We start from the raw sequence: 22,430 nt of genomic DNA, 5'->3' as shown, positions 1-22,430 counted from the left end.
AAAGTACCACTAACCAGTGACCAGTGACCAGTGACCAGTGACCAGTGACCAGTGACCAGTGACCAGTGACCAGTGACCACTAACTACTAACTACTAACCACCTACCAATTGTCTATCATTTGTGGGTGCGTAGTATCCAGCACTATTAGATTGCATCATTTCCTTACCAGTAATCAACCTAGCTCCACGTTTGCGGGTGAAATAGTTCCATCCCCACTGAATCATTACCAGAAGCTTGTTGTCAAACTCAATTAAGAAATAAATGTGAACAACGAGCCAGAATAACCATGCTACAAAACCTGTAAATTTGGCAAAACCTAAGTCTACAACAGCAGCATTTTGTCCGATCACTGCTAAGCTACCCATGTCAGTGTAAGAAAACTGTGGCAGTGTCTTACCTTTCAGGCGTTGTTGAATTAATGTAGCAACATATTGTCCTTCCTGCATCGCTACAGGAGCAACACCAGGTAGGGGTTTGCCATTCTGATGGGCAAAATGTGCTAAGTCGCCAACGACAAAAATGTTGGAAAACTCTTTGATACTTAAATCTGGTTCTACAATAACTCTTCCAGCGCGATCGCACTCAACCCCAGTACGTTCTGCTAGTAACTTACCCAGAGGAGAAGCTTTGACACCAGCAGCCCACAACACTGTCTTAGCGGAAATTTGTTGGAACTCGTCTCCTTGCTTGAGGGTAATAATATCGCCTTCTATGTTTGTTACCAGTGTTTTTGTATGTACGGCAACGCCTAACTTTGTCAAAGACGCTTCTGCTTCTTTTGATAATTCTGACGCAAAAGGAGGGAGAACCCGATCCAGACCTTCTAAAAGTAAAACTTGTGCTTCCGAAGTATCGATGTTGCGGAAATCTTCCTTCATTGTATGGTAAGCCAGTTCCGCGATCGCACCTGCTAATTCTACACCTGTGGGACCACCACCAACGATGACAAAAGTTAACCATGCGCGGCGTTTTTCAGGGTCAGTTTCTTTTTCAGCTGCTTCAAACGCCATAAAAATCCGATGGCGCATCTCGATAGCATCTTCCACTGTTTTTAAACCAGGTGCAAATTCTTCCCATTGATCTTTACCAAAGTAAGAATGTTTAGCACCTGTAGCCAGGAGCAGAGAATCGTAGTGTATTGTTTCTTCGCCCAGAGTCACGAACTGTGCTTGAGGATCGATATCAGTCACTTCTCCTAGTAGTACTTTTGTATTCTTGCTCTTACTAAGAATAGAACGTAGTGGAGAGGATATATCAGCTGGGGAAACACTACCCGTAGCAACTTGGTATAACAGTGGTTGGAATAGGTGAAAATTGCGTTTATCAATTAAAGTAACTTTTACATTAGCTCGTCCCAGTGCTTTTGCGGCATATAGACCCCCAAATCCTCCGCCTACAATAACTACATGATGGGGTGGCTGACTATCAACAGTGTTCATCATAAGATTTACTTCCTAGGGTAACCCTTTGTAATCCTTCTTAACAAATTTTCAACAATCTTGTCAGAGTAGTTCTGCTTACCACAAACATATTAAGAAATGTAAAAGTTTTTGGAGATACAGTCAATTGGTAAACATAACTATATTTGTCAAAAAAATAACGCCACTAGGAACTTATCCTGTGGTTTCACGAGCCAAACCCCAAATTAATCTCCATACTAACTAATACACTTCCTCAATTGACTTTTCCAGATTCCAGAATATCTATATTTTGATACAAGATATAGCCTTGGAATTACTGTAGGCGATAGCTCTTTAAATAGGAAAATTACAACAGATAAAGTATTAAGATTTATTACAAAAAGCAACTGGAAGCTTCAAATTTTTGGAGAAGGCGGGGATCTGAACAAGCGACGAACTTGTGACTTAAAAGATCTCCCAAAATTTCTTGTGGTGCGGGCGGGGACGCCCACCACTAGCAAAAAAGATCTCCCAAAATTTCTTGTGGTGCGGGCGGGGACGCCCGCCACTAGCAAAACCAAAATTTCTTGTGGTGCGGGCGTCCCCGCCCGCCACTAGCATAAGACGGGCGAGGACGCCCATCCCACAAGATGAAGAATTTGATGCCCATCCCACAAGATGGATAATTTATTTCTTGGAAGATCCTAAGCAGACAAAGAAGCTTTGACTTGACCAAAACGACGATCGCGTCCTTGGTAACTGAGTAAAGCCTGATGAAAAGCAGCGCGATCGAAATCCGGCCAAAAAATATCAGTAAAATACAATTCTGTATAAGCCATTTGCCAGAGAAGAAAATTGCTCAATCGCATCTCACCGCTTGTGCGAATCAATAAATCTGGTTCGAGAGTCCCTGCTGTATAGAGGGTTTGTTCGATTAAACTCTCTTGAACATCTTCTAAGCTCAGTTCTCCCTGATGTACGAGTTTTGCTATCTGACGACAAGCTCTAGCGATCTCATTGCGGCTGCCATAATTAACACCGACAGTAAAATGAAGCGCTTGATTGTGCAAAGTCTCTGCCATTGAACGCTTAATCTCAGCTTGTAAGGACATAGGTAGAATTGACAAATCCCCAATAAATGAGATTCGCACCCCTTCTTGATGCATTTGGGCTAATTCTTGACGCAACAATTTTTCAAACAGAAGCATGAGAAAATTGACTTCTTCAAGAGGTCGCTGCCAATTTTCAGTAGAAAAAGCATAGGCTGTTAGTGCTTTTATTCCCCAATCTTTACAACAGCGCAACAATTCTTTCAAGGTTTTTGCACCCTGTCGGTGTCCAGCGATGCGAGGTAATCCTCGTTGGTTTGCCCATCGACCATTGCCATCCATAATGACAGCGACGTGTTGGGGTAAGCGATAGGGATCTAAATCTAAAGGTAATTTTGTCATGGTTAGTTGTTAGTGGTTAGTTGTTAGTAGTCAAGGAACTTTCAAATAAAAAATATCCAACTTTCTCTTGTGGTGCCCAGAGCAGCGCCCCTATCTCCTAGCGGAGACGCTACGCGAACGGGGTTCGCCAGTCGCCTACGGAGGGAAACCCTCCTGCAGCGCTGGCTCACCGTGCGGGGGTTTTCCCCGTTGAGGAGCCACTGCATTGCGGGGGTTCCCCCCGTTGAAGCAAGTGGCGTGCGACTGCGGAGCTTATAGCCCGCTACTGATATGGGACGGGCGAGGACGCCCGTTCCACAAGACACAAGATGGGTAATTTATTTCTTGGATATCCCTAAGTAAACAAGCCTTGTAAGTACTTTGGTGTCAAGCGATCGTTCCAAATCCATAGACGACGCATTGCGTAGCTAAAAGTAAACAAGAGAGTAAGTTTATTAGTCGAAGACCAAGAACTCCAGTTCAGTGTACCCATCATGCGTTGTAAAGTACGCATTAGGCTATTCCGGTTGTAATCTTTGTGGCGTGTTTTCAGAAGCGTCTGCCCTACCTTTATCAAAGAAGTCTCTGGAAAAGCCCAGACACCAAATCCCCAAAATTTGCTCATGTGATTAATCTCATCCTGAAGCAATTCCTCTAAAACATCTTGAAGTGCGCCTGTTGTATGCGCCATCAACCATAAATAGAGACAAGTTGCTCCGTATTCAGTTGCAACTCGGTGCAATCCATGACGATATAAGTCTTCTTGCGGGTTATCAGTGGGAAGATATCCTCTAACGGTACGGAACGTTGCAGCAATCTTCTCGCCTGTTAATTGGGAATAAACTTTCATCAAAGCAGGAGTGTGCTGACGCTCTTCTTTTTCCCACAATCCCAGTTCGATGAGATTTTCAGTTTCATCAACTGTCCCTCCTACAAATCGTGCTAGCTGAGGATGCAGGTTTTCAAGATATTGGCGACTGGTTTGAGTATATGCCCGAATGGGAGCTTCAGTGTCCATCGCTCCTTTCAAGATGGACAAAAAAACTTCTTTTTCTAAGCCTATAATTTGATTTGAGGAAATAGCTTCCCAGTTAATATATTTCCAGGGACGGGGTTGCGGATTTTCAAACTGAATTGGTAAATCTTGTAAGCGATCGCACAGTTTCTCAATAGAGAGATAATTATCTGCAAGAGAACGAATTCGATGTTGAATGTGAAAGTAGTTTGGATGAGAATAAACGAATCCTGCCAAGTCCTGAGACATTGGGCTGAGAGCGTTAATCATGTGTTTTCACTTTAATTTATTACCTCTTTGCCCAATAGCTTAAGCAATTGTAAGATTCTTTGTCAGTCGGTTGAAGTCGGGAAAAAAGTCGGATACAAGGTCACTCTATAAGACGGAAAAGTCAAAGTTCATCGTATCGACGGGGAGTATAAACCCAGCAGCCACCATCGCACTTCTGTATCCTGCGAGTTCTACTTGACCCGATAAGAATAACTGTTCGCATATCAGCGAGTTCTGATGTTAAATGTTCCAGAGTAGAAACTCGGACAGATTCTCCATCTCTACCGAGGTTACGAGCAAATACTACTGGGGTATGAGGATGCCTGTAACGCAGCAGTATCTCTCTAGCAGCTGCCAGTTGCCAGGTGCGTTGCTTTGAGACTGGGTTGTAAAAGGCAATGACGAAATCAGCCGAAGCAGCAGCATTGATTCGCTGCTCAACAATCGACCACGGTTTCAATATGTCTGAGAGGGAGATGGCGCAGAAGTCATGACCAAGCGGCGCACCAATTCTAGCGGCTGCGGCTTGCATAGCAGAAATACCTGGAGCAACTTGAATATCAATACCTTGCCATTCTGGCTTTGTCTGTTGTTCAAATACTTCAAACACGGCTGCTGCCATTGCGTAAATACCGGGATCGCCAGAGGATACGACGGCTACAAAACGTCCTTCTGCTGCTAAATCCAGCGCTATTTCTGCTCGTGCTATCTCTTCACGGTTGTCGGATTCATGCCGTCGTTTGTTCTTAGCGAAGGAACTGACTAGGTTGAGGTAAGTAGAATAACCAACTAAATCAGTGGCATTACGTAAAATTTCTTTAACTTCTGGTGACATCCAATCGCTACTCCCCGGTCCCGTACCTACGATCGCTAATCTACCTCGTGCTTTACCTGTAGTATAAATATCGATAGGTAAGGGCGCGATTGCAATAGCGCTACTGAAACCAGATGATTGTCTGTGCATCACCAAATGCCCAGAGGATGCTGCCATTGCTGCCCCTACTGCCATATCTGTAGTTTTGTTTTGTGACATAACTACAGTTAATTCATCAGTTGTAAAAAAGCGAATAGGTACATTGAGAGCATCAACGATCGCTTGTAAACTGGGTTCGGCGGTATCTAGAGTATTAGCGAAGACTCCAGCAACAGATGCCAGGGCTAAATTAGCATCACTCAGCATTTGCTGTATGAGGAAGAGTAGCTCGGAGTCACTACTACCCCTTAATTTCATACTGACTCCGATTGCCACCGTTGCAGGGTGATAAACCAAGTGCGTTGCTGTAGAAATGACTTGCTTTTCCGTAATTTCTATGACTCTTTGAGCATCAAAAGCAAAGGGTAACGAACTATTTTTCAACCAGGGTGCATTACCCTCTACCCGCACAGAATTTCCTGCCAACAAGTCGGACATGAAGGCTTTAGCATATTCAGGAGTAGCTAGACGGTAACCGAGTGGCGGATCTTCCAAGGTGATGCCAAAACGAAGATCGCCTGTGGTTGTGATAGCAGGTTTTACACCCAATACACTGGCAATTTGTCGCGCTAAATTATTCACACCATTTAATCCGCCTAAGAGTGGCACAACTGCACTACCATCCTCAGCAACCGCAAGAACTGGAGGTTCCTCTCGTTTGTTGGCTAGTAATGGAGCAAGAGTTCTGATGAGAATACCCGTAGCACAAATACCGATAATTGGAGTTCCACTAACAAATAACTCTCGCACTGTTGCTCCAAACTCCGTAAAACTAATATCTACATTAGAAGTGCGACCTGCTAGTCCGTATAACTGTGTTCCAGGTAGAATACTAATAATTTTGTGTGCTACGGAGATACTATTTTCACCCAGTATCACAACAGCAGGTGTAATTTTTGTCATAATGCAAGATGTAAGAAGGAGCCGTTAAAGTTGACTTTTATTCGGTACCACAATCATAGAGAAATTTGGCAAATATTGTATATTTTCTTCTACAGCATAAATGTTGGTGGTAGCATTCAACTAGGTCTTCTAGTTGACAATATCCTGTTGTATAACCCATTCCTCAAATAGGCGAGAACTTAATGTATAGCACTCGTCATCTAAATACCGAATTACACCAGTACCAGCAATAACTTCTAAAGCATCTGCTACTTGGACTCGATTGAAACCTGTAAATTGTGTCAAACTCTTAGGAGTTCCTTTTCGGTTCTGAATCAGGGCACAATAGACTTTACGTTCAGCTTCGCCAAAGCAACTAGACAGATGTTCTGCGTTCCACCATGCTGAGAAGTCTTTGTCATGATACTGTAGCAATTTGTCGATGAGATTAGCGCGGGATTCAAGTTGGTGGTTAGAGTCAAAAATAATGTTTAGTGATTGTTGTGTTAGGTAGGGATGACATCCCGACCATTCTATGATGCTGGTGATTTTTTCCTCACTCAAAGATATATTTTCTTGTTCAGCGCGATCGCCAATTAATTCTTTTGTTTCGCGCTCGCGATTGATTATAATGTTATTTATGGATAATTCTTATTTCTAAACGGATAGATAGACAATTATGTAGTACCAGATTTTTGTTCAAAGTCAAAAAGATAGCTTTGTGGCATCAGTGGTTGGTATACCAAATGTAATGGTTGAGGCTAATACAGAAGAGGAAGCAATTTCAAAGGTTAAATTTGCGCTACAAGCGCAATTAGCGACAGGTAAGTTTGTGACTATTGAAGTTAATTCAAAACAAATCCCTCATCAAGAAACAACTCAGATGAAGTATGCAGGAATATTTGCTAACGACCCTACCTTTGACGATTTTATGGAGAAACTAGCTACTATCCGCAAAGAATCAAACACAACTATAGATGAGTGATGACAATTTATATTTTGGATACAGACCACTTGAGTCTTTATGCACGAAATCACCCCATCCTAATCCCAAAACTATTAGTAGCTAAAATACAACTAACAACAACTGCGATTAATGTTGAAGAACAATTAAAAGGCCGTTTGGCTCAAGTTGCCGAACTAAAAGAGGGGATTTTACAATCAAATGCTTATTAGCGACTAGTTGAAACAGTTATGCTACTGTCTGAATTTAATATTCTTCAGTATGATGAAAAATCCCAAGAGATTTACCAAAATCTCAGAAATCAACGCATTCGCATCGGGACTCAAGATTTACGCATCGCGTCGATAGTCCTTGCTAATAAAGGAATTCTCTTAACGAGAAATCTGCGAGATTTTGAGAAAGTTCCAGGACTTACTATTCAAGATTGGTCAACTTAGCGAACATGGCACTGCCAGAAACACGGTTTCACAGGAGTTACCAGGTTTCTAATTTTCGCTCAGCCCTTGCAGTATTGATGTTTGTTTTGCGTTCTCAGCGATCTAGCATTCAACGAAAGCGTATTTTTGTAAACTCCAGTCTTGGAGAATTTTAATCCGTTTGCCCTAGGGTTTTATCATTTTAGATTTTGGGAAAATCATGCTTGGGTTTTAAGTTGACTTTGGTGTTTGGCTTTCTGTACTTGAAGTTTTCCCAAGCAACTTCCATCCTTGGCTTAGGTGGTTTTGCAGAAATTCGGGCAATGAGATCGCGATTTTGTTCTTCGTAGTATTGTCGCAATTCTTCGGCTTCTTGAAGAACAAGTTGATACTCAGCCTGCACCTCAGCACGATGTGCTTCAATGTAAGACAAAGCGGCATTCACTTGCTCATCCGTGAGACTGAGCATGGCACGGATAAACTTTGGTGGATACTGGGCACTCACGTAGTCCATCACGGATATAGGTAGTGATTAAAGTTGACTTTTACTTGGCACCAAAATCATTGAAAAATAAGGCACGCGATCGGGTTTCACTTCATCTAAAGGAATGATTCTCTGCTCTGCCATTGTTCCTCTTTCAATATATCGTGCTCGTGATGCTATCCCTATTTGATGTAAAACATTCCGAACTTTTTCAAAATGCCGTCCTAGTTTGATGATTGCCGCAGCATCCGCATTTAACAACTGTGTTTCTAGAGATTCAGCAGGCAAGGTGGCTGGCAGTACGCTAAAAACATCATTACGGTATGAAAGGGGGACTTTCAATGCCGAAGCACATCCCATCGGACAGGAAACCCCAGGCACTATTTCCGTTTCATATTGCTCGGATAAGCGTGTAAATACGTACATAAAGGAACCGTAAAATAACGGGTCTCCCTCACATAAGACAGCGACATCCCGTCCATCGGCAAGATGGTCGGCGATAGGAGTCACAACTTCGTCGTAAATGGGTTGTGCCGCTAAGGGATCGAGAGCGCGAGGTAAATGATACAACACCTCAATCTGGTTACCAGGAAGATATTCAGCGACAATACCTCTAGCAACACTGGCTTTATCTTCTGCAGATTGATAAGCGATGACAGGGCAAGAGCGCAACAACCGCAGCGCCTTGAGAGTCAACAGTTCTGGGTCACCGGGACCTACACCAATGCCGTAAAGACGACCTTTTTCCATTATTCTACCTCCGTTGCTAAAGCATTAACTGCGGCGGCGGCGATCGCACTCCCACCCCGCCGACCGTGTAACGTTATAAATGGAACGCCACGACTATCTTCTGCTAGTGCAGCTTTCGACTCTGCCGCCCCTACAAATCCTACAGGAAAACCTAAAATTAGTGCTGGCTTTGGTGCGCCATCATCTAGCATTTCCAAGAGGTGGAACAATGCAGTAGGCGCATTTCCAATAGCAACCACTGCACCTTCTAAATGCGATCGCCACAATTCTAAGGCAGCAGCAGAGCGAGTTGTTGCTAGTTTTTGAGCCAGTTCTGGCACTTCAGGATAATTAAGAGTGCAAATCACAGCATTTTCTGTAGGTAGTCGTTTGCGAGTTATCCCTTCTGCCACCATCCGACAATCACATAGAATTGTCGCTCCCGCCGCTAGGGCTGTGCGCCCAGATATAACTGCTGTCGGTGAAGCAGCGAGGTCATTCACAATATCAGTCATGCCGCAAGCATGAATGAGGCGTACCGCAACAGGAGCGACATCTGGAGCAAGCACGGACAGATTTGCCTCTGAGCGGATCGTCGCAAAGGATTTGCGATATATTTCATTACCATCTCGAATGTAGTTCATTTGTTAGGGGTTAGGGGTTAGGGGTTAGGGGTTAGTTGTTAGTGGTCACTGGTCACTGGTCACTGGTCACTGGTTAGCGCTTGTAAGTCTGCAATGGTATATCGGTTAACAAATGCCCTAAATGACTCATCGGGAGCAGTACGTTTTGCAATATAAACTTGCAGCATCCGTTCTATGAGTGGAGGTAATTCCGTAAAGGATATCCAGTTGTAAAGTTCTCTTCCAAATTTACTGTCGTCACCATCACCCAGAAATACCCGATATCCTTCAATATTTCTTTTGTTTTCTTCAATACTGCCTAAAAGAGCTATATCACTCTTTGTGTGCTGAGCACAAGATTTTTGACACCCTGTGAAATGAATATTAACTGCTTGCTCCAAGGCGATCCGTTCATTGAGATATTTAGCTAATGACAGGGCGTGACCTTTGGTGTCAGTTGCGGAGGAAGCACATCCCGTATTTCCAACACAGGCGACTAGGGCGCTGTAAATATTAGTTGCATCCCAGTGCAATCTGATGCTTTCAATTTGACTTTTGACTTCATGAATATACTGCTGTGGGATATCTGATATTAGCAGGTTTTGCCAAGGTGTCAACCTGAGTGTATCGCTGCCATATTTTTGAGCTATGTCGGCTAAAGAGCGCATTTGCCAAGTTTCCAACTTACCAAGGGGTACTGCGATCCCCACATAGGAAAGTCCTTGCTGTCGTTGGGGATGAACATCAATGTGTTGGTAAAGAAGTGGGTTGATTCTGTCAGGAGAGAGGTTTTGTAATGGAGAAATTCGCCTCAGTGGAAAGCTTAGGCGGCATTCCACTTCTTGGACAAACTTTTCAACACTTACGCGATCTAAAACTTCAAAGAGACGAGGTTTGCGAGATTTACGATTTGAAACTATCTTCTCAATTTTTATTCCCACATATTGTAAACACACTTCCATTAATGCGATCGCAACTTCCAGACATTCTTCTGGTTCGAGTAAAACACCCACATCTAAGAATCGCTCAAAGTGAGATTCACCCATATTCAGTTTGAGACGAAAGTAAATTTTTGTATCGATACTAACAGCGTTAAAGATGATGTCGTTGGAGCGATCGCAAATCGACACAGCACCACCACCATCAACAGCAATGCTAAATTTTGGTGAAAGTGGTGCTAACTCTCGATGAGTTCCTATGTAATTGTCTAATTCACTGATGAGGGAACGAGTATCAATCAACTCGTATGGGTCAATACCAGCTGTGGGGCTACCCATAATGTTACGGAGATGGTCTACCTCTGGGATAGCTGAAGCCAAACCAATTTCTTTTAGTTTGAGGAAAATCTCAGATGGGATTTCTGTAAGAACTGTACGAAGTTGGAGGTTAGCACGATTAGTAATGTGAACGCCGCTAGTTCCAAACTCGTCAGCCAACTCAGCTATGACACAAAACTGCTTTGTTGTAAGTATTCCTCCAGGAATGCGTATGCGATATAATACACCGTCCCCTACAGAAGTACCATAAAACAGACCAGGACATTTAGCAAAATTACACGGCAATGGCAGCATAAACCTCTCTTTCCCCGTGCAACGCGGGGAGCAGATAATAACTGTGTCTGTTTGACACCCTTTGAGTAGGCATTCTGACTTACCGGATTTGTTAGTTGTTGGTCGTTAGTAGGGGCGCAAGGCATTGCGCCCGTACATAATTAGTCATTATTGCTACTAACCACTTCCAAAAACGGATTACAGCTGCGGCACAGTGTCGGAGTCTCACCGAACTTTCCCCATTCCAGGCTTTGGTATTCTAACATATAGTGACCAGTGACCAGTGACCACCTGACCAGTGACCAGTGACAAATGACAAAAAAATGGTTATCTATAGTGGGTGTTGGTGAGGATGGGTTGTCGGGATTGAGTGCGATCGCCCGTTCTTTAGTTGACCTTGCAGAAGTTATAGTTGGAGGTAGTCGCCATTTAGCGATGCTACCGCCAGACGATCCACGCGAAAAAATTACCTGGTCAAAGCCCATAACCGCATCCGTCAATGAAATTCTTCAGCGTCGCGGTCAGTCGGTTTGCATCTTGGCAAGCGGCGATCCCATGTGTTTTGGTATCGGTGTCACCCTTAGACGCGAGATTCCTATAACTGAAATGACTATCATCCCCGCACCTTCAGCCTTCAGCCTCGCCTGTGCCAGACTGGGATGGTCGCTAACCGAAGTCGAAACATTGAGCTTATGCAGTCGTCCGCCTGCTCTGATTCAAACAGCTATCTACCCAGGAGGGCGGTTACTCATTTTAAGCGAAGGAAAGGAAACCCCAGCAATTGTAGCCGATCTATTGACAAAGCGCGGGTTTGGTAATAGTAGAATAACAGTCCTTGAACGCATGGGTGGTTCCCAAGAACGAACGCTCTCAGGAACAGCAGCATCATGGACAAAAATAGAATTGGCTGATTTGAACACCATTGCTGTAGAGTGCATTGCCGATGCTGGGGCTGTACCTTTACCTCAGTTAGCGGGGTTGCCAGATGATGCCTATCACCATGACGGACAGCTGACCAAACGTGAGGTGCGGGCAATAACGCTCTCTGCTTTGGCTCCTATACCAGGACAGTTGTTATGGGATGTGGGAGCTGGATGTGGTTCCATTGCCATCGAGTGGATGCGTAGTCATCCTCGATGCAGAGCTATTGCCATTGAGCAAAACTCTACCCGATTGCAATACATTGCTGACAATGCCATTGCTCTTGGTACGCCTAATTTACAAATTGTTGCAGGTTTTGCTCCCACAGTACTTAGAGACTTGCCTCAACCAGATGCCATTTTTATTGGTGGTGGCGCAACAGCAGAAGGCTTGTTTGATGTTTGTTGGGAAGTTTTGCGTCCCGGTGGGCGTCTTGTTGCCAATGCAGTCACAGTAGAAAGCGAACAGAAATTGCTCCAATGGCAACATCAAATGGGTGGGGAATTAATTCGCATTGCTGTACAAAGAACAGCACCTCTTGGTGGATTTTTAGGTTGGAAGCCGATGGTGCCAGTGACGCAGTGGATGACAGTGAAGAGCTAGAATTAAGTGTATATTTTTTATAGCAATTCCTACTTTCGTGAGGTACGGGAAGAAGAATTAACCGCAGATGAACGCTGATGGACGCTGATGAATTTGTACCTCAGTAGATTAAGAAACGGTATATCTTATTTAATAACCATTCTATAGCATTATCCGCATCACTAACTTGTTCGCCTATTGGAGTTGCTGGTCGTTTCACCATTACGACCTTCACCCCAAGCTCTCTTGCTGCAATAATCTTGGCTTTGGTGGCATCACCACCGCTATTTTTACTGACAATGGTATCGATTTGATGCTCGATCAAAAGTTTTCGCTCGTCTTCTAAAGCAAAAGGACCTCGCGAGCACAGTATAACTCCTTGTGGTATCAATATATCAGGGGCTGGAGGATCGATCAGCCGCATTAAAAACCAAATATCTTTTAGACTCGCGAAGGGAGCAAGTTGCTGTCTACCGACTGTAAGAAAGACTCGCGATGCCAATTTAGGTAATACTGAAGCAGCAACTTCCACACTATCAACTTCAATCCATTGGTCATCAGAACAACGCTCCCATGCAGGACGTACTAGCATGAGATAGGGGATTTTGCAAGTTGCGGCGGCGGCGGCGGCATGAAAAGATATCTGTGCGGCAAAGGGATGAGTTGCATCAATTACTACATCTATTTGAGCATTACGCAAGTAGTCAGTTAGCCCTGCTTCACCACCAAAACCGCCTACACGTACTGTCCCTACAGGAGTTTGTGGTTGGCGAGTGCGACCTGCTAGAGATGTGATGACTTCTACCTCTGGAATAGCTGAAGCTTTAGTCGCCAATTCTGATGCATCACCCGTACCGCCAAGAATGAGAAGTCGTTTCATAATTCGTCATTTGTCATTTGTCATTTGTCATTTGTCATTTAGTAATGTAATTCTGTTTGTTTAGCCTTATTTAATCTGCCAAGATACAAATTTATCCGCGCCCTTGGGTGCGTGCATCTGCGGTTAATTTTTTCTTACTATATCTCACGACAGAGGGAATTCCTATAATAGCTCCTTCGCTTGCGAGTCTTGAGCGATCGCTTCACCCGTGCGATCGAACAAAATAGTACCAACTTTGAGGTCAACATTGGCATATTTTTGCACGTAAGCAGTAGCTTTCTGACTAATTTTTTCAGCCAATGTTCCAAAAACTAATTCCGACAAGCCCAGTTCTTTCAATTTTTTATACGCTGCATCAGCAGTTTTGGCATCTAACACTGCACGTACTGCCTGGAGATCCCCACCCACTGCAACCACAGCCGCGCTGATAATTTCTAGTTTGGCATCTGCTAGGTGACTGGAAGTATTAAAAATACCACCAGCTAGCTTGATGAGTTTGCCCTGATACCCCAGCAGTAAGACCGAACTTGCCTGGTATATTCCAGCTTCTACCAATAAAGCACCAATCCAATTACCAGTTTGTACAATTGCTGACTCTGGTATGCCCAAACGTTGTGCCACTTGCATACCATTGCTACCAATACAAAACACCAAATTAGAGCAAACTTTAACCTTCTGTTGCAATTCAAGACGAAATTCTTCCAGATGGTCAGCCGCAGATAGGGGTTGAGAGATACCACTTGTTCCCAACAAAGCTAGTCCCTCTAAAATACCAAAGGCTTCATTTGAAGTTCGTTGTGCCAGTTGACGACCTTCAGGAAGAATTATTGACACCGTTGCTGTTTGCTCCGGTGGGATGAGTGGTAGTAGATTGGCATCAAATAAACGACGGGCATAGCTGTAAATTGCTGCAACTCCTGTGGCTGTTTTTCCCAAACCCTCTCCCGCTTCTAAAATTAAAGCTTGGGATTGCCTTTCGGACAACTTCACCAAAGCCCAAATGGGTGTGTTTCGAGTCAAATCCAAATTATCACCCGGATCGCTCAAGGTAATTGCTAAAGCAGTTTGAGGCAAGAGATTGGCTACTTGTGAGACAGGAATCTGTGCTGTTCCGGGGAGAAGATCGATTTCAACGGATAGTTGGGAGTCTATCTTTTGTTGCAGATGCATCAAAGCAGCCTTAGCAGCTGCTACAGCAAAAACGGGCAGAGTGTATCCATAACGAGCCATATGGCTATCAAAGTAGTTTTTAGAAACTTCTTTAACTTTACTAGCTCCTGTATGGATGCTGCCAACATAGAAGAAGATACAATCGGGAAAAGCTCAATGTGTGAATTGAATAGTCATGCAACCAACTCGCTTCTCCATCTTGCCAGCAAATCCACCCCTACCGCCAAAACTGACACTGCCAACGATGTACGATCTACCTAGTGAAGATGCGGAGGAACCTGGTTTGCCTGATGAATTTCACGATTTGCAACCACAACTGCTCAGTCGGACAATTCGATTGAGCAATTATTCTCGAGAGCGGATATTTACGGGGTCGGATTTAAATCTGTACTATGATGTGCGTCATACTCAGTGGTACAAACGCCCGGATTGGTTTTTAGTGCTAGATGTAGCGCGATTGTATGAGGAAAAAGACTTGCGTTCGAGCTACGTAGTATGGCAAGAAGGCGTGAATCCGTTTTTGGTAGTGGAACTGCTCTCACCTGGTACGCAAAAAGAAGACTTGGGTGATTATGCAGAATTAGAACCAATGCTTGGGGAAACAAGTACAGAAGATATCAGCACAAAGAGTTTGGCATCAGAGTCGAGCAATGGGCAAAGTGTCAAAGAAGTGCCACCAAGAAAATGGGATGTCTACGAACGCATCTTGCGAGTGCCATACTATGCAGTGTTTAGTCGCTACAGCGATCGCTTGCGTGGGTTCAAACTCGAGGGAGGACACTACCAAGAACAAACTCTAGACCCTGAGAATCCTCAGTTTTGGATTGCTGAGTTGAACTTAGGATTGGGAATATGGCTTGGAGAGTTTGAAGGAATGACTCGTCGGTGGTTGCGCTGGTATGATTCACAAGGCAACTGGATGTTAACTGATACAGAACAAGAACGGCAAAAACGTCTGAAGTTGACCGAAAAACTGAAATCTCTGACTCCAGAGCAGTTAGAAGCTTTAGGAATTAACCTTGAAGAGTTAGAATAATATAGTAAGATGACTTATTGATTATTGAAATATATGTAGGGTAGGCATTGTAACGGGCTAAAATTGAGATGCCAGTTATGTTTTTCAGGTTAAGAGTCAGGAAAAATTGAATGGCTAAAGACCGCTTTCATGATGCAGTTAGAGCCGCTTTGGAGAAACAAGAGTGGACAATTACTGCTGACCCTTATGAGGTAAGTGTTGGAGATGTAGATTTTGAAATCGACCTAGCAGCAGAGATGCTAGCTGCTGAACGAGCAGGCGAAAAAATTGCAGTTGAAATTAAGAGCTTTATTGGAGGGTCAAATGTCTCGGAATTTCACACTGCTCTTGGGCAATTTCTAAACTACAAATTTGCTCTTGAAGAATTCGACCCCCAACGAAAACTTTATCTTGCGATACCTGAATCAATTTATAAATCTTTCTTTCAACGTCGTTTTACACGGTCAGTGATTGAACGCACTCAAATTAATTTACTGATTTATAATGAAATACAGGAGGAAATTGTTCAATGGCTGTAGAACAATATCGTCAAATTATTCAACGATTGATATTAGAACGGTCGCAACGACGATTAGCGCAAGAAGAAATCGAGACACAAGCTGTTTTAGATACAGAACGCGACCACTACCTTTTACTACATACAGGCTGGCGCGGTAACAATCGCACGCATGGATGCAGCATACACCTTGATATTAAAGACGGTAAAATTTGGATACAACATGATGGTACTGAAGTAGGTATTGCTACACTGCTGCTCGAACAAGGTGTACCCAAAGAAGATATAGTTTTGGCTTTTCACTCGCCCTATATGCGCCAATTTACTGAGTTCGCTACTCAATGAGCTTGTTGAAATATTTACAGAAACTTATCAGAAATTGTCAAGAATAGAGGTGTAGATTAGACAAGGATTGGCCCCTAAACTCGAATATATATTCCCTCATCGTAAGGCAATGGACGCCGAAGCAGTACTGGCTTGGTTAGAAACTGTAATTCCGGCTCAAACCGGCGAACGGTTGAGCGAGCTACAAAAAGTTATTCTTCAACAAGTTTGGCTGGGTCGAAAATACCTGGAAATCGCTAATTCTTACGGTTGTACGGAAGGACACGCCAAAGATGTTGGCTCTCATTTGTGGAAACTTCTTTCCAAGGCATTAAAGCAAAAGATTACTAAGAGTAATTGTCGAGCTACTTTGGAGCGATATTGGAAGAAAACTAGCGCGATCTCGAATTTACTCGATACCTTGCGGTTTGCTGAGAACTTCTCTATAGGGAAAGAGCAGTCGAGTCCAGAATTCACCACAAAACAAGAAAATGTTAATTTTCTTGGTCGGACAGAAGCAATTTCTCACATCAATACCTTAGTGAATGAAGGTGTAAAAGTTATTGTTATTCAAGGTGAGGGAGGAGTCGGTAAAACGACTCTAGCTCAGGAATACCTTCAAACTCAAGGTTTTGATTTGGTATTAGAACTGTTAATGGCAAAGGAAACTCAAAATATCACGGCTGCAGAACACGTTATTGAAGAGTGGTTGAAACAGGATTTTGATGAAGAACCGGGAATTGAATTTGGGGTGACGTTGGGACGATTGAAGCGAAAACTTCATACATCTAGGGTTGGAGTTTTAATTGATAATTTGGAACCCGCACTTGACGGACAAGGACGGTTTATTGCTAGTCATCGAAATTATGTAGAATTATTACGTGTTTTAGCTGATGCGAGAGTGCAATCTGTAACATTGATTACGAGTCGCGATCGCCTTTGCGAACCAGAGGTGAATGTAGAGCACTATCGTCTCCCTGGACTAGATCGAACGACCTGGCAGCAATTTTTTACCAAAAGAGGATTATTTATTAATTTAGCTACTTTACAAAATATGCACCGTGCTTATGGAGGGAATGCGAAAGCAATGGGTATTCTTTGCGGTTCAATTCAGCAAGATTTTGACGGTGATACCATTGCTTACTGGCAAGAACATCAAGCCGAACCACTAGGTGTAATCGATTTAAAAAATTTAGTTGTCAGTCAAATTAATCGTTTGCAAGCTTTAGACCCTCAAGCATATCGCTTGCTGTGTCGTTTGGGATGTTACCGCTATCAAGATGTTCCCAAAATTTCTAAAGAAGGGGTTTTTAGTTTATTATGGGATGTTTTACCTTCCCACAAACAACAAATTTTAACTGCTTTAAAAAATCGGTCTTTAGTAGAGTTTAGTAAAGATGAATATTGGCTTCATCCAGCGATTCATTCTGAGGTTATTTCCCGTTTGCGGATGAGTTGTGAATGGGAGATTGCTAACCGTAAAGCTGCAGAATTTTGGACAGAAAGCGTACAAAAAATCACTACGTTTAAAGATGCTTTGCAAGCTCTAGAAGCTTACTATCACTATGTAGAAATTAATGAATTTGAATTAGCTGGTCAGGTCATTCTTAAAAGTAGGAATAACCAATGGCAACAATTTTTGCCATTAGGTAGCACATTATATCGAATGGGATGGGTACAACCTTTAATTGCTGCTATTACACCCGTTCTTCAAAATGTATCTTCAGATAAAAATCTCAGCGAGCTATATAATATTTTGGGCGATATATACTGGATTACTGGTAAGCTTCATGAAGCAATAGAATGTCAAGAAAAATCTATTGAGATCGCAACTCAAAGTAGAAAAGCTCTAGCACAAATACAAGAAAATAAACACAGATTCTATTATTTTAAAATGCTAGAAGTAGATGCCTTACTTAGCATAGGTCTTTATAAAATTGACTTATGGGAGTTAGATACCTCTGCCCAATTATTTCAACAAGTTATTGATTTAGCTCGGGATACCGACCATCATCGATGGGCAGAAAAAGCAACTGTTTGTCTGGCTCTGGTTAATTCTTATTTGGGAATTTTTGATGAGGCATATGTGCTAGCAGAGAAAGCCGCTCTCGCGATCGCAACACAGCAACTTGTAAAACCTAGTGGTAGATTTGCTTATTTTATGCAAGTTCTAGGTCAAACATATGTGAATTTAAAAGAGTTTGCTAAAGCAGAAGAAATTTTCCGCATGGCTCTGACTTTTGCTGAAGAAAGTCACTACACGCAAGTCAAAGCCAAAACACTTTGTGGTATTGCAGAAATTTATCGACAACAGGTCAAATTTGAATTAGCTATTGTCAATCATTTAGAAGCACTCGAACTTTTACAGAAAATAGGAGCTAAATGCGATTTAGCGATCGCTTACTTTCAATTAGGGTTAACTTATTCTAAAATCGACAACAGACAAGAAAGCAGAATTTGTTTCGAGCGTGCCATTCGGCTATTTACCGAGATGCAAGCTCCAAAACAAATTAAAAAAGTTTTCAAGTACTTGAAAAAGTGAAATGTAAGTAAGTCGTCATTACCAACGTGCTAGACACGTTTATCAAATATGCGGCTTTAAGGAAGAAGGAGTTTTACGAGAAGCTGTCAAGCAAGGAGACGGATCTTTGTCTTTAATCATTATGTCAATGCTTGAAAGTGAATATTTTGCCGAACGTACTTAAGCCATTGAAGAAACATTAAGCACGAGGTTACAGAGAATACGTATCAACTGTTTAAAAAATTATTCTAGCAACTCTATTTTTGCCATAAAGAGTTACAGTATTTAATGTTATATGTCTAGTACCTAAATCTAGATAATATTATGTTTTATAAACCAATGTTTAAATCTCACTACCACGTTAGAGTGGTAGAACCCGATCTTGTGTACCTTCTAAGCGAGAAAGGACAATGCGCTCTTGGTGGTCGTTTATACGTCCTTTTAGCTCCGTTTTTAAATGGTCGTTATACTGTCTACGAGATAGTTCAAGAGTTAAACCAAGAAGTTTCTCTGTTTGAAGTTCAGAATGCTTTAGTCCGATTAAATAGCGAAGGATATCTTGTCGATGCTTCAGCAATCCCTCCACAAGTGGCTGCATTCTGGAATGCATTGGGTGTGGAATCTGAAAATGCTCTTCGCAAACTCCAAGATAGTAGAGTTTCGGTAGTCAGCTTTGGAAAAGTGGGAGTAGAAGCATTTATTTCGGCTTTGGAATCGCTGTCAATTCAAGTAGGAGAGAGCGGAGAGTTTACAGTTGTTCTAACTGATAACTACTTGCAACTGGGTTTAGACGAATTTAATCGAGAAGCAGAAGAAACAAGAAAACCTTGGCTGCTTGCTAAGCCTGTTGGTACGGAGATTTGGTTGGGACCTCTGTTTGTTCCAGGGAAAACTGGTTGTTGGGAATGTCTTGCTCAAGATTTGCGAAATCAGCGTGAAACTGAGATTATAACTGGGCAAAGAATGTCGTCATCATTACTCTCTTCTTTTGCAGTTATTCCAGTTAGCTATGAGCTGGGGTTGAATTTGATAGCGCTGGAAACAGCGAAATGGATTATTGGGGGAGAGCATCAACAGTTAACAGGTAAGCTAGTTGCTTTCAATTTGGCATCTCTATCTATGCAACATCATGTTTTAGATAAACTTTCAGAATGTCCGGTTTGTGGAGGGAGTTCAATACTAGGGATTGGAGATTAGAGAGGGCGCAGCTAATTTTGGGAATACTAAGAACGGAATTGAGTTAGTAAGAATATACCGTGCGCGAGCCATTGCACAAAATACGGGACATTATTTTTCTGTCTGGTAACACCAAGATCTTTATAAGGATTGGAGGAAGTTGAGGAGGTTTTTAAACGAAGGACAGCGATTAGAGCAAAGCTCTAAATTAAGCATTTCCGCCAATTCAACATTCATGTTGGTGCTATAACGAGGCTTTCTATTTTCACCAGCCGATAATTTTATCAGTTGCTCTTTCGGTTTGATAATTAAGTGAGGATTTAGCTTTGCTTCGCCTTTGCCTCTTCCAACGTGTTTTACAACCTCTGGGTCAGACCAGAACCAAGCTTCTAATTCCTCAATTGGAATACAAATGTGTTTGTTAATGCTTTTAACCTCGGAGGCTGCTTCCTCCAACATCTCCCGTAGTTTCGCTTCATCATTGAGGGAGTTATTCTGCGGGTTACGATCTAGATCGTGAACAATGATAAAAGCATTGCAGCCTTCATTGGACATGACTTTAAGTTTTGCCGATAGTTTTCTCTTTAACGTGCTACATCCTTTAGATGCCCAAAGTTTTGTCTTAGTATCCGTACCAAGTACGCGATGTACAATTTTCCGAACCGTATTGCAGTCCGTATCATCTTCAGCAATTACGGCGATCGAACGGTTACTCATCCAGAATACCACTGTAAAGCCAGTCGCCTAAGTCCCCTTCTTCACAAAGATACCCAACAACGTTCTGAATCTCTTCTTCTTGTAGCTTCCGAACAGTTGTCCGTCCACGTTCTCGATAAACTAAGTTAATTCTTTCTGGCTTAGTCCATGCCACTACTTGTGGTGAATGAGTCGAGAGAATTAGATTTCCTTCAAAAGTGTATGCTTCAATTTCATTCAGTAACTTTGCTAGCATTCCAGGATGAATTTGTGTCTCAGGCTCTTCAATTATTGTCGTTGCACTAGAATATGAAGCAATTATTTCTATGAGAATCGATAGAACCCGAAGTGTTCCATCAGAAAGCAATCCAATATTGACTCCATCTAGCAAAACTGAAGAAACATATTCTTCGCTTTCGCCTTCACTTTTTTCTCTAAGGTCGTCGCTTAAAATAAACTTTTGTACGGTTATTTTGCTTCCCAATCCAATTCGCTGACAAACACTTTCAAGTTCATGAAGTTCTCCCGTATTTATACGACGAAGTATTTTACGAGCTAAGCTATCCGCTAACCCAAACGAACTAACAGGAATACCTTTGCTTGACACTTTTAAAAGAGACGGGCGACGTCTAAAGGTTTGACGAACAGGAGCTTTTCCAAGAAGGCGAACTCCTCTTAAAACAGCGTAAACCCATTGCATCTCATCAGGTAACTTTAGTCGTGAGTTTTTTGGGAGATGTAATTGTCGAAGTGAATTAGTATTTCCAAGAATAGTAATAATTGGATCGCCACCATTGCTAAAGGTTGTCACTCCTGTGTCAGTAGTCCATAGAAGTTCTTTGTCTCCATCAATATATTGGCAGTGTTCATTCCAGGAGAATTGGCTCTCCTCTGAGCTATCACTCGTAGAGTCATCTATATCTGGGTCGTCGGTAGAATTGGGTAGAGATATAATCTCATACCTATATTTAAGCCGACGCTCAGTCGGTGTTAAAATTTCGATATCTAATATGTTGGGAATGCTATCACTGTCAAATAGCCGAACTTTACTGGTCTTACCAGTAGCCCACGATGAGATAGCTTCAAATCCTTCAAGGATAGCTGATTTGCCAGCCCCGTTTCGACCAACTAATACCCCGACTTGGTCAAGCAGTAACACGGAAACCTGACCGCCTAGAGCAGTCCAACCGTCGAGAGTAAAAGATAAGAGACGAGGCTGACTTGTTTTGGGCAAAATATAGCTTTTCCCTTCCATACTGACCATCTAAGTAAATTTTACCTAATTGCATCTATGTTTTGGGGTCATTGTGACCAAAAAAGGAAAAATGTACGCTATACATGGTGGCAAAGTCACATTTTGCCAACATAAAATACATATAAGTGTATTTTTGTCAAATCCAACTTTGGCAAATTTTGATGCGTTTGCCCTATGTAGTAGCCCAAGGTTATGAAGTCAAAATTGATTTGAGAGTTTTGATAAAAGGTGCGATAAGCTGGGTACAGCTTGCGCTTCGCGATCGCATAGCGGTGGCTTCCGAGTGTAAATCGTGGATCGAATTTCAAACTTATTCATGATTGGCAGCAAGAAATTAAGAACCGAAAGTATTTTTTTCAAACAGGAGTGTATTTTTATATTCTTTTAAAATAGAATTTGGGACTTACGCATAGCCCTCGTTTAAGCTATCTATTAACCGCATCTTTCTTAACAATCGTAAAAATCTTATATAGAAGGGGTTTTAGCAGAAATCTGGACTACAGAGGTTGATAAAAACAGAATATGTAGGATGTGGAAAGTGTTGATTAGGAAAAAGAAAGCGATCGGATACAGAATTAACCAAACGGTTGGAAGATATTCATTGCGGAACGGCGATTGGCGAACCCTTAGTACGGT

23 protein-coding genes are annotated in these 22,430 nt (G+C 42.4%); 10 read left to right on the top strand and 13 right to left on the bottom strand.

Annotated features, from left to right (window positions below; all coding sequences use genetic code 11):
• Nucleotides 1-93: 93 nt before the first annotated feature.
• From ACKTT2_RS16605 to ACKTT2_RS16585, 5 genes are all read right to left on the bottom strand, one after another.
• A complete protein-coding gene (locus ACKTT2_RS16605) occupies nt 94-1,443 on the bottom strand; it encodes an NAD(P)/FAD-dependent oxidoreductase (protein ID WP_407888801.1) in 1,350 nt (449 codons plus the stop codon).
• A gap of 662 nt (nt 1,444-2,105) precedes the next feature.
• Nucleotides 2,106-2,852, bottom strand: a complete 747-nt coding sequence (gene uppS, locus ACKTT2_RS16600; protein ID WP_407888799.1) for an undecaprenyl pyrophosphate synthase — start codon at nt 2,850-2,852, stop codon at nt 2,106-2,108.
• A gap of 334 nt (nt 2,853-3,186) precedes the next feature.
• Nucleotides 3,187-4,116 (bottom strand): ferritin-like domain-containing protein, encoded by a 930-nt coding sequence (locus ACKTT2_RS16595; protein WP_407888797.1) that lies wholly within the window; start codon nt 4,114-4,116, stop codon nt 3,187-3,189.
• A 121-nt stretch (nt 4,117-4,237) separates the two neighbouring features.
• Nucleotides 4,238-5,992: a precorrin-3B C(17)-methyltransferase gene (cobJ, locus tag ACKTT2_RS16590; protein WP_407888795.1), complete on the bottom strand. Its 1,755-nt coding sequence runs from the start codon at nt 5,990-5,992 to the stop codon at nt 4,238-4,240.
• Nucleotides 5,993-6,121: 129 nt separating this feature from the next.
• Entirely contained in the window at nt 6,122-6,535 is a 414-nt protein-coding gene (locus ACKTT2_RS16585) for a hypothetical protein (RefSeq protein ID WP_407888793.1), read from the bottom strand.
• A 157-nt stretch (nt 6,536-6,692) separates the two neighbouring features.
• Between ACKTT2_RS16585 and ACKTT2_RS16580 the strand changes: the two genes are divergently transcribed.
• The 3 genes from ACKTT2_RS16580 to ACKTT2_RS16570 are packed head-to-tail and all read left to right on the top strand — an operon-like array spanning nt 6,693 to nt 7,372.
• Complete coding sequence (locus ACKTT2_RS16580; RefSeq protein ID WP_407888791.1) at nt 6,693-6,956, top strand: type II toxin-antitoxin system HicB family antitoxin; 264 nt, start codon at nt 6,693-6,695, stop codon at nt 6,954-6,956.
• Nucleotides 6,956-7,147 (top strand): hypothetical protein, encoded by a 192-nt coding sequence (locus ACKTT2_RS16575; protein ID WP_407888789.1) that lies wholly within the window; start codon nt 6,956-6,958, stop codon nt 7,145-7,147. Before ACKTT2_RS16580 ends, ACKTT2_RS16575 begins: the two co-directional genes overlap by 1 nt.
• An 18-nt stretch (nt 7,148-7,165) precedes the next feature.
• Nucleotides 7,166-7,372, top strand: a complete 207-nt coding sequence (locus tag ACKTT2_RS16570; protein ID WP_407888787.1) for a type II toxin-antitoxin system VapC family toxin — start codon at nt 7,166-7,168, stop codon at nt 7,370-7,372.
• Between the two features lie 181 nt (nt 7,373-7,553).
• Here ACKTT2_RS16570 and ACKTT2_RS16565 read toward each other — a convergent pair whose 3' ends face one another.
• The 4 genes from ACKTT2_RS16565 to cobG are packed head-to-tail and all read right to left on the bottom strand — an operon-like array spanning nt 7,554 to nt 10,758.
• On the bottom strand, nt 7,554-7,865 hold the full coding sequence (locus tag ACKTT2_RS16565) for a DUF433 domain-containing protein (RefSeq protein ID WP_407888785.1): 312 nt from the start codon (nt 7,863-7,865) through the stop codon (nt 7,554-7,556).
• 18 nt (nt 7,866-7,883) lie between these two features.
• Nucleotides 7,884-8,585 (bottom strand): precorrin-2 C(20)-methyltransferase, encoded by a 702-nt coding sequence (locus ACKTT2_RS16560; protein ID WP_407888783.1) that lies wholly within the window; start codon nt 8,583-8,585, stop codon nt 7,884-7,886.
• The gene (locus ACKTT2_RS16555; RefSeq protein ID WP_407888781.1) at nt 8,585-9,208 is read right to left on the bottom strand and encodes a precorrin-8X methylmutase; all 624 of its coding nucleotides are present in this window, start codon (nt 9,206-9,208) and stop codon (nt 8,585-8,587) included. Before ACKTT2_RS16555 ends, ACKTT2_RS16560 begins: the two co-directional genes overlap by 1 nt.
• Nucleotides 9,209-9,267: 59 nt before the next feature.
• Nucleotides 9,268-10,758 carry a precorrin-3B synthase gene (gene cobG, locus ACKTT2_RS16550; protein WP_407888779.1) on the bottom strand — a complete coding sequence of 497 codons (1,491 nt, stop codon included), beginning with the start codon at nt 10,756-10,758 and terminating at the stop codon, nt 9,268-9,270.
• A 291-nt stretch (nt 10,759-11,049) separates the two neighbouring features.
• Here cobG and cbiE point away from each other — a divergent pair, with 291 nt between their 5' ends.
• Nucleotides 11,050-12,261, top strand: coding sequence for a precorrin-6y C5,15-methyltransferase (decarboxylating) subunit CbiE (gene cbiE / locus ACKTT2_RS16545; RefSeq protein WP_407888777.1), 1,212 nt, complete (start codon nt 11,050-11,052; stop codon nt 12,259-12,261).
• Nucleotides 12,262-12,361: 100 nt separating this feature from the next.
• On the opposite strand, the gene ACKTT2_RS16540 is transcribed toward cbiE, so the two are convergent.
• Nucleotides 12,362-13,120, bottom strand: a complete 759-nt coding sequence (locus tag ACKTT2_RS16540) for a cobalt-precorrin-6A reductase (RefSeq protein WP_407888775.1) — start codon at nt 13,118-13,120, stop codon at nt 12,362-12,364.
• A gap of 162 nt (nt 13,121-13,282) precedes the next feature.
• The gene (gene cbiD / locus ACKTT2_RS16535) at nt 13,283-14,350 is read right to left on the bottom strand and encodes a cobalt-precorrin-5B (C(1))-methyltransferase CbiD (RefSeq protein WP_407888773.1); all 1,068 of its coding nucleotides are present in this window, start codon (nt 14,348-14,350) and stop codon (nt 13,283-13,285) included.
• Nucleotides 14,351-14,486: 136 nt separating this feature from the next.
• Here cbiD and ACKTT2_RS16530 point away from each other — a divergent pair, with 136 nt between their 5' ends.
• The 5 genes from ACKTT2_RS16530 (at nt 14,487) to ACKTT2_RS16510 (ending at nt 19,864) form a co-directional block, all read left to right on the top strand.
• A complete protein-coding gene (locus ACKTT2_RS16530) occupies nt 14,487-15,326 on the top strand; it encodes a Uma2 family endonuclease (protein WP_407888821.1) in 840 nt (279 codons plus the stop codon).
• 110 nt (nt 15,327-15,436) lie between these two features.
• Nucleotides 15,437-15,844 (top strand): XisH family protein, encoded by a 408-nt coding sequence (locus ACKTT2_RS16525; RefSeq protein WP_407888771.1) that lies wholly within the window; start codon nt 15,437-15,439, stop codon nt 15,842-15,844.
• The gene (locus ACKTT2_RS16520) at nt 15,835-16,167 is read left to right on the top strand and encodes a XisI protein (RefSeq protein ID WP_407888769.1); all 333 of its coding nucleotides are present in this window, start codon (nt 15,835-15,837) and stop codon (nt 16,165-16,167) included. Before ACKTT2_RS16525 ends, ACKTT2_RS16520 begins: the two co-directional genes overlap by 10 nt.
• Nucleotides 16,168-16,276: 109 nt before the next feature.
• The gene (locus ACKTT2_RS16515) at nt 16,277-18,688 is read left to right on the top strand and encodes a helix-turn-helix domain-containing protein (RefSeq protein ID WP_407888767.1); all 2,412 of its coding nucleotides are present in this window, start codon (nt 16,277-16,279) and stop codon (nt 18,686-18,688) included.
• A gap of 303 nt (nt 18,689-18,991) precedes the next feature.
• Entirely contained in the window at nt 18,992-19,864 is an 873-nt protein-coding gene (locus tag ACKTT2_RS16510; protein ID WP_407888765.1) for a TOMM precursor leader peptide-binding protein, read from the top strand.
• A gap of 120 nt (nt 19,865-19,984) precedes the next feature.
• Here the strand turns inward: ACKTT2_RS16510 and ACKTT2_RS16505 are convergent, their stop codons facing one another.
• Nucleotides 19,985-20,560 (bottom strand): DUF4276 family protein, encoded by a 576-nt coding sequence (locus ACKTT2_RS16505; protein ID WP_407888763.1) that lies wholly within the window; start codon nt 20,558-20,560, stop codon nt 19,985-19,987.
• Complete coding sequence (locus ACKTT2_RS16500; RefSeq protein ID WP_407888760.1) at nt 20,553-21,794, bottom strand: AAA family ATPase; 1,242 nt, start codon at nt 21,792-21,794, stop codon at nt 20,553-20,555. The genes ACKTT2_RS16505 and ACKTT2_RS16500 overlap by 8 nt, the downstream gene beginning before the upstream one ends.
• 125 nt (nt 21,795-21,919) lie before the next feature.
• Between ACKTT2_RS16500 and ACKTT2_RS16495 the strand changes: the two genes are divergently transcribed.
• Complete coding sequence (locus ACKTT2_RS16495; RefSeq protein ID WP_407888758.1) at nt 21,920-22,114, top strand: hypothetical protein; 195 nt, start codon at nt 21,920-21,922, stop codon at nt 22,112-22,114.
• The last annotated feature ends 316 nt before the right edge of the window (nt 22,115-22,430 follow it).

It is taken from the genome of Scytonema hankhaensis NUACC26 (assembly GCF_045865695.1).
In the GTDB taxonomy this organism is placed as follows: Bacteria; Cyanobacteriota; Cyanobacteriia; order Cyanobacteriales; family Nostocaceae; genus Scytonema.
Note: the sequence above shows the minus strand (reverse complement) of the source record. Positions and strands in the feature narration are given on the sequence as shown.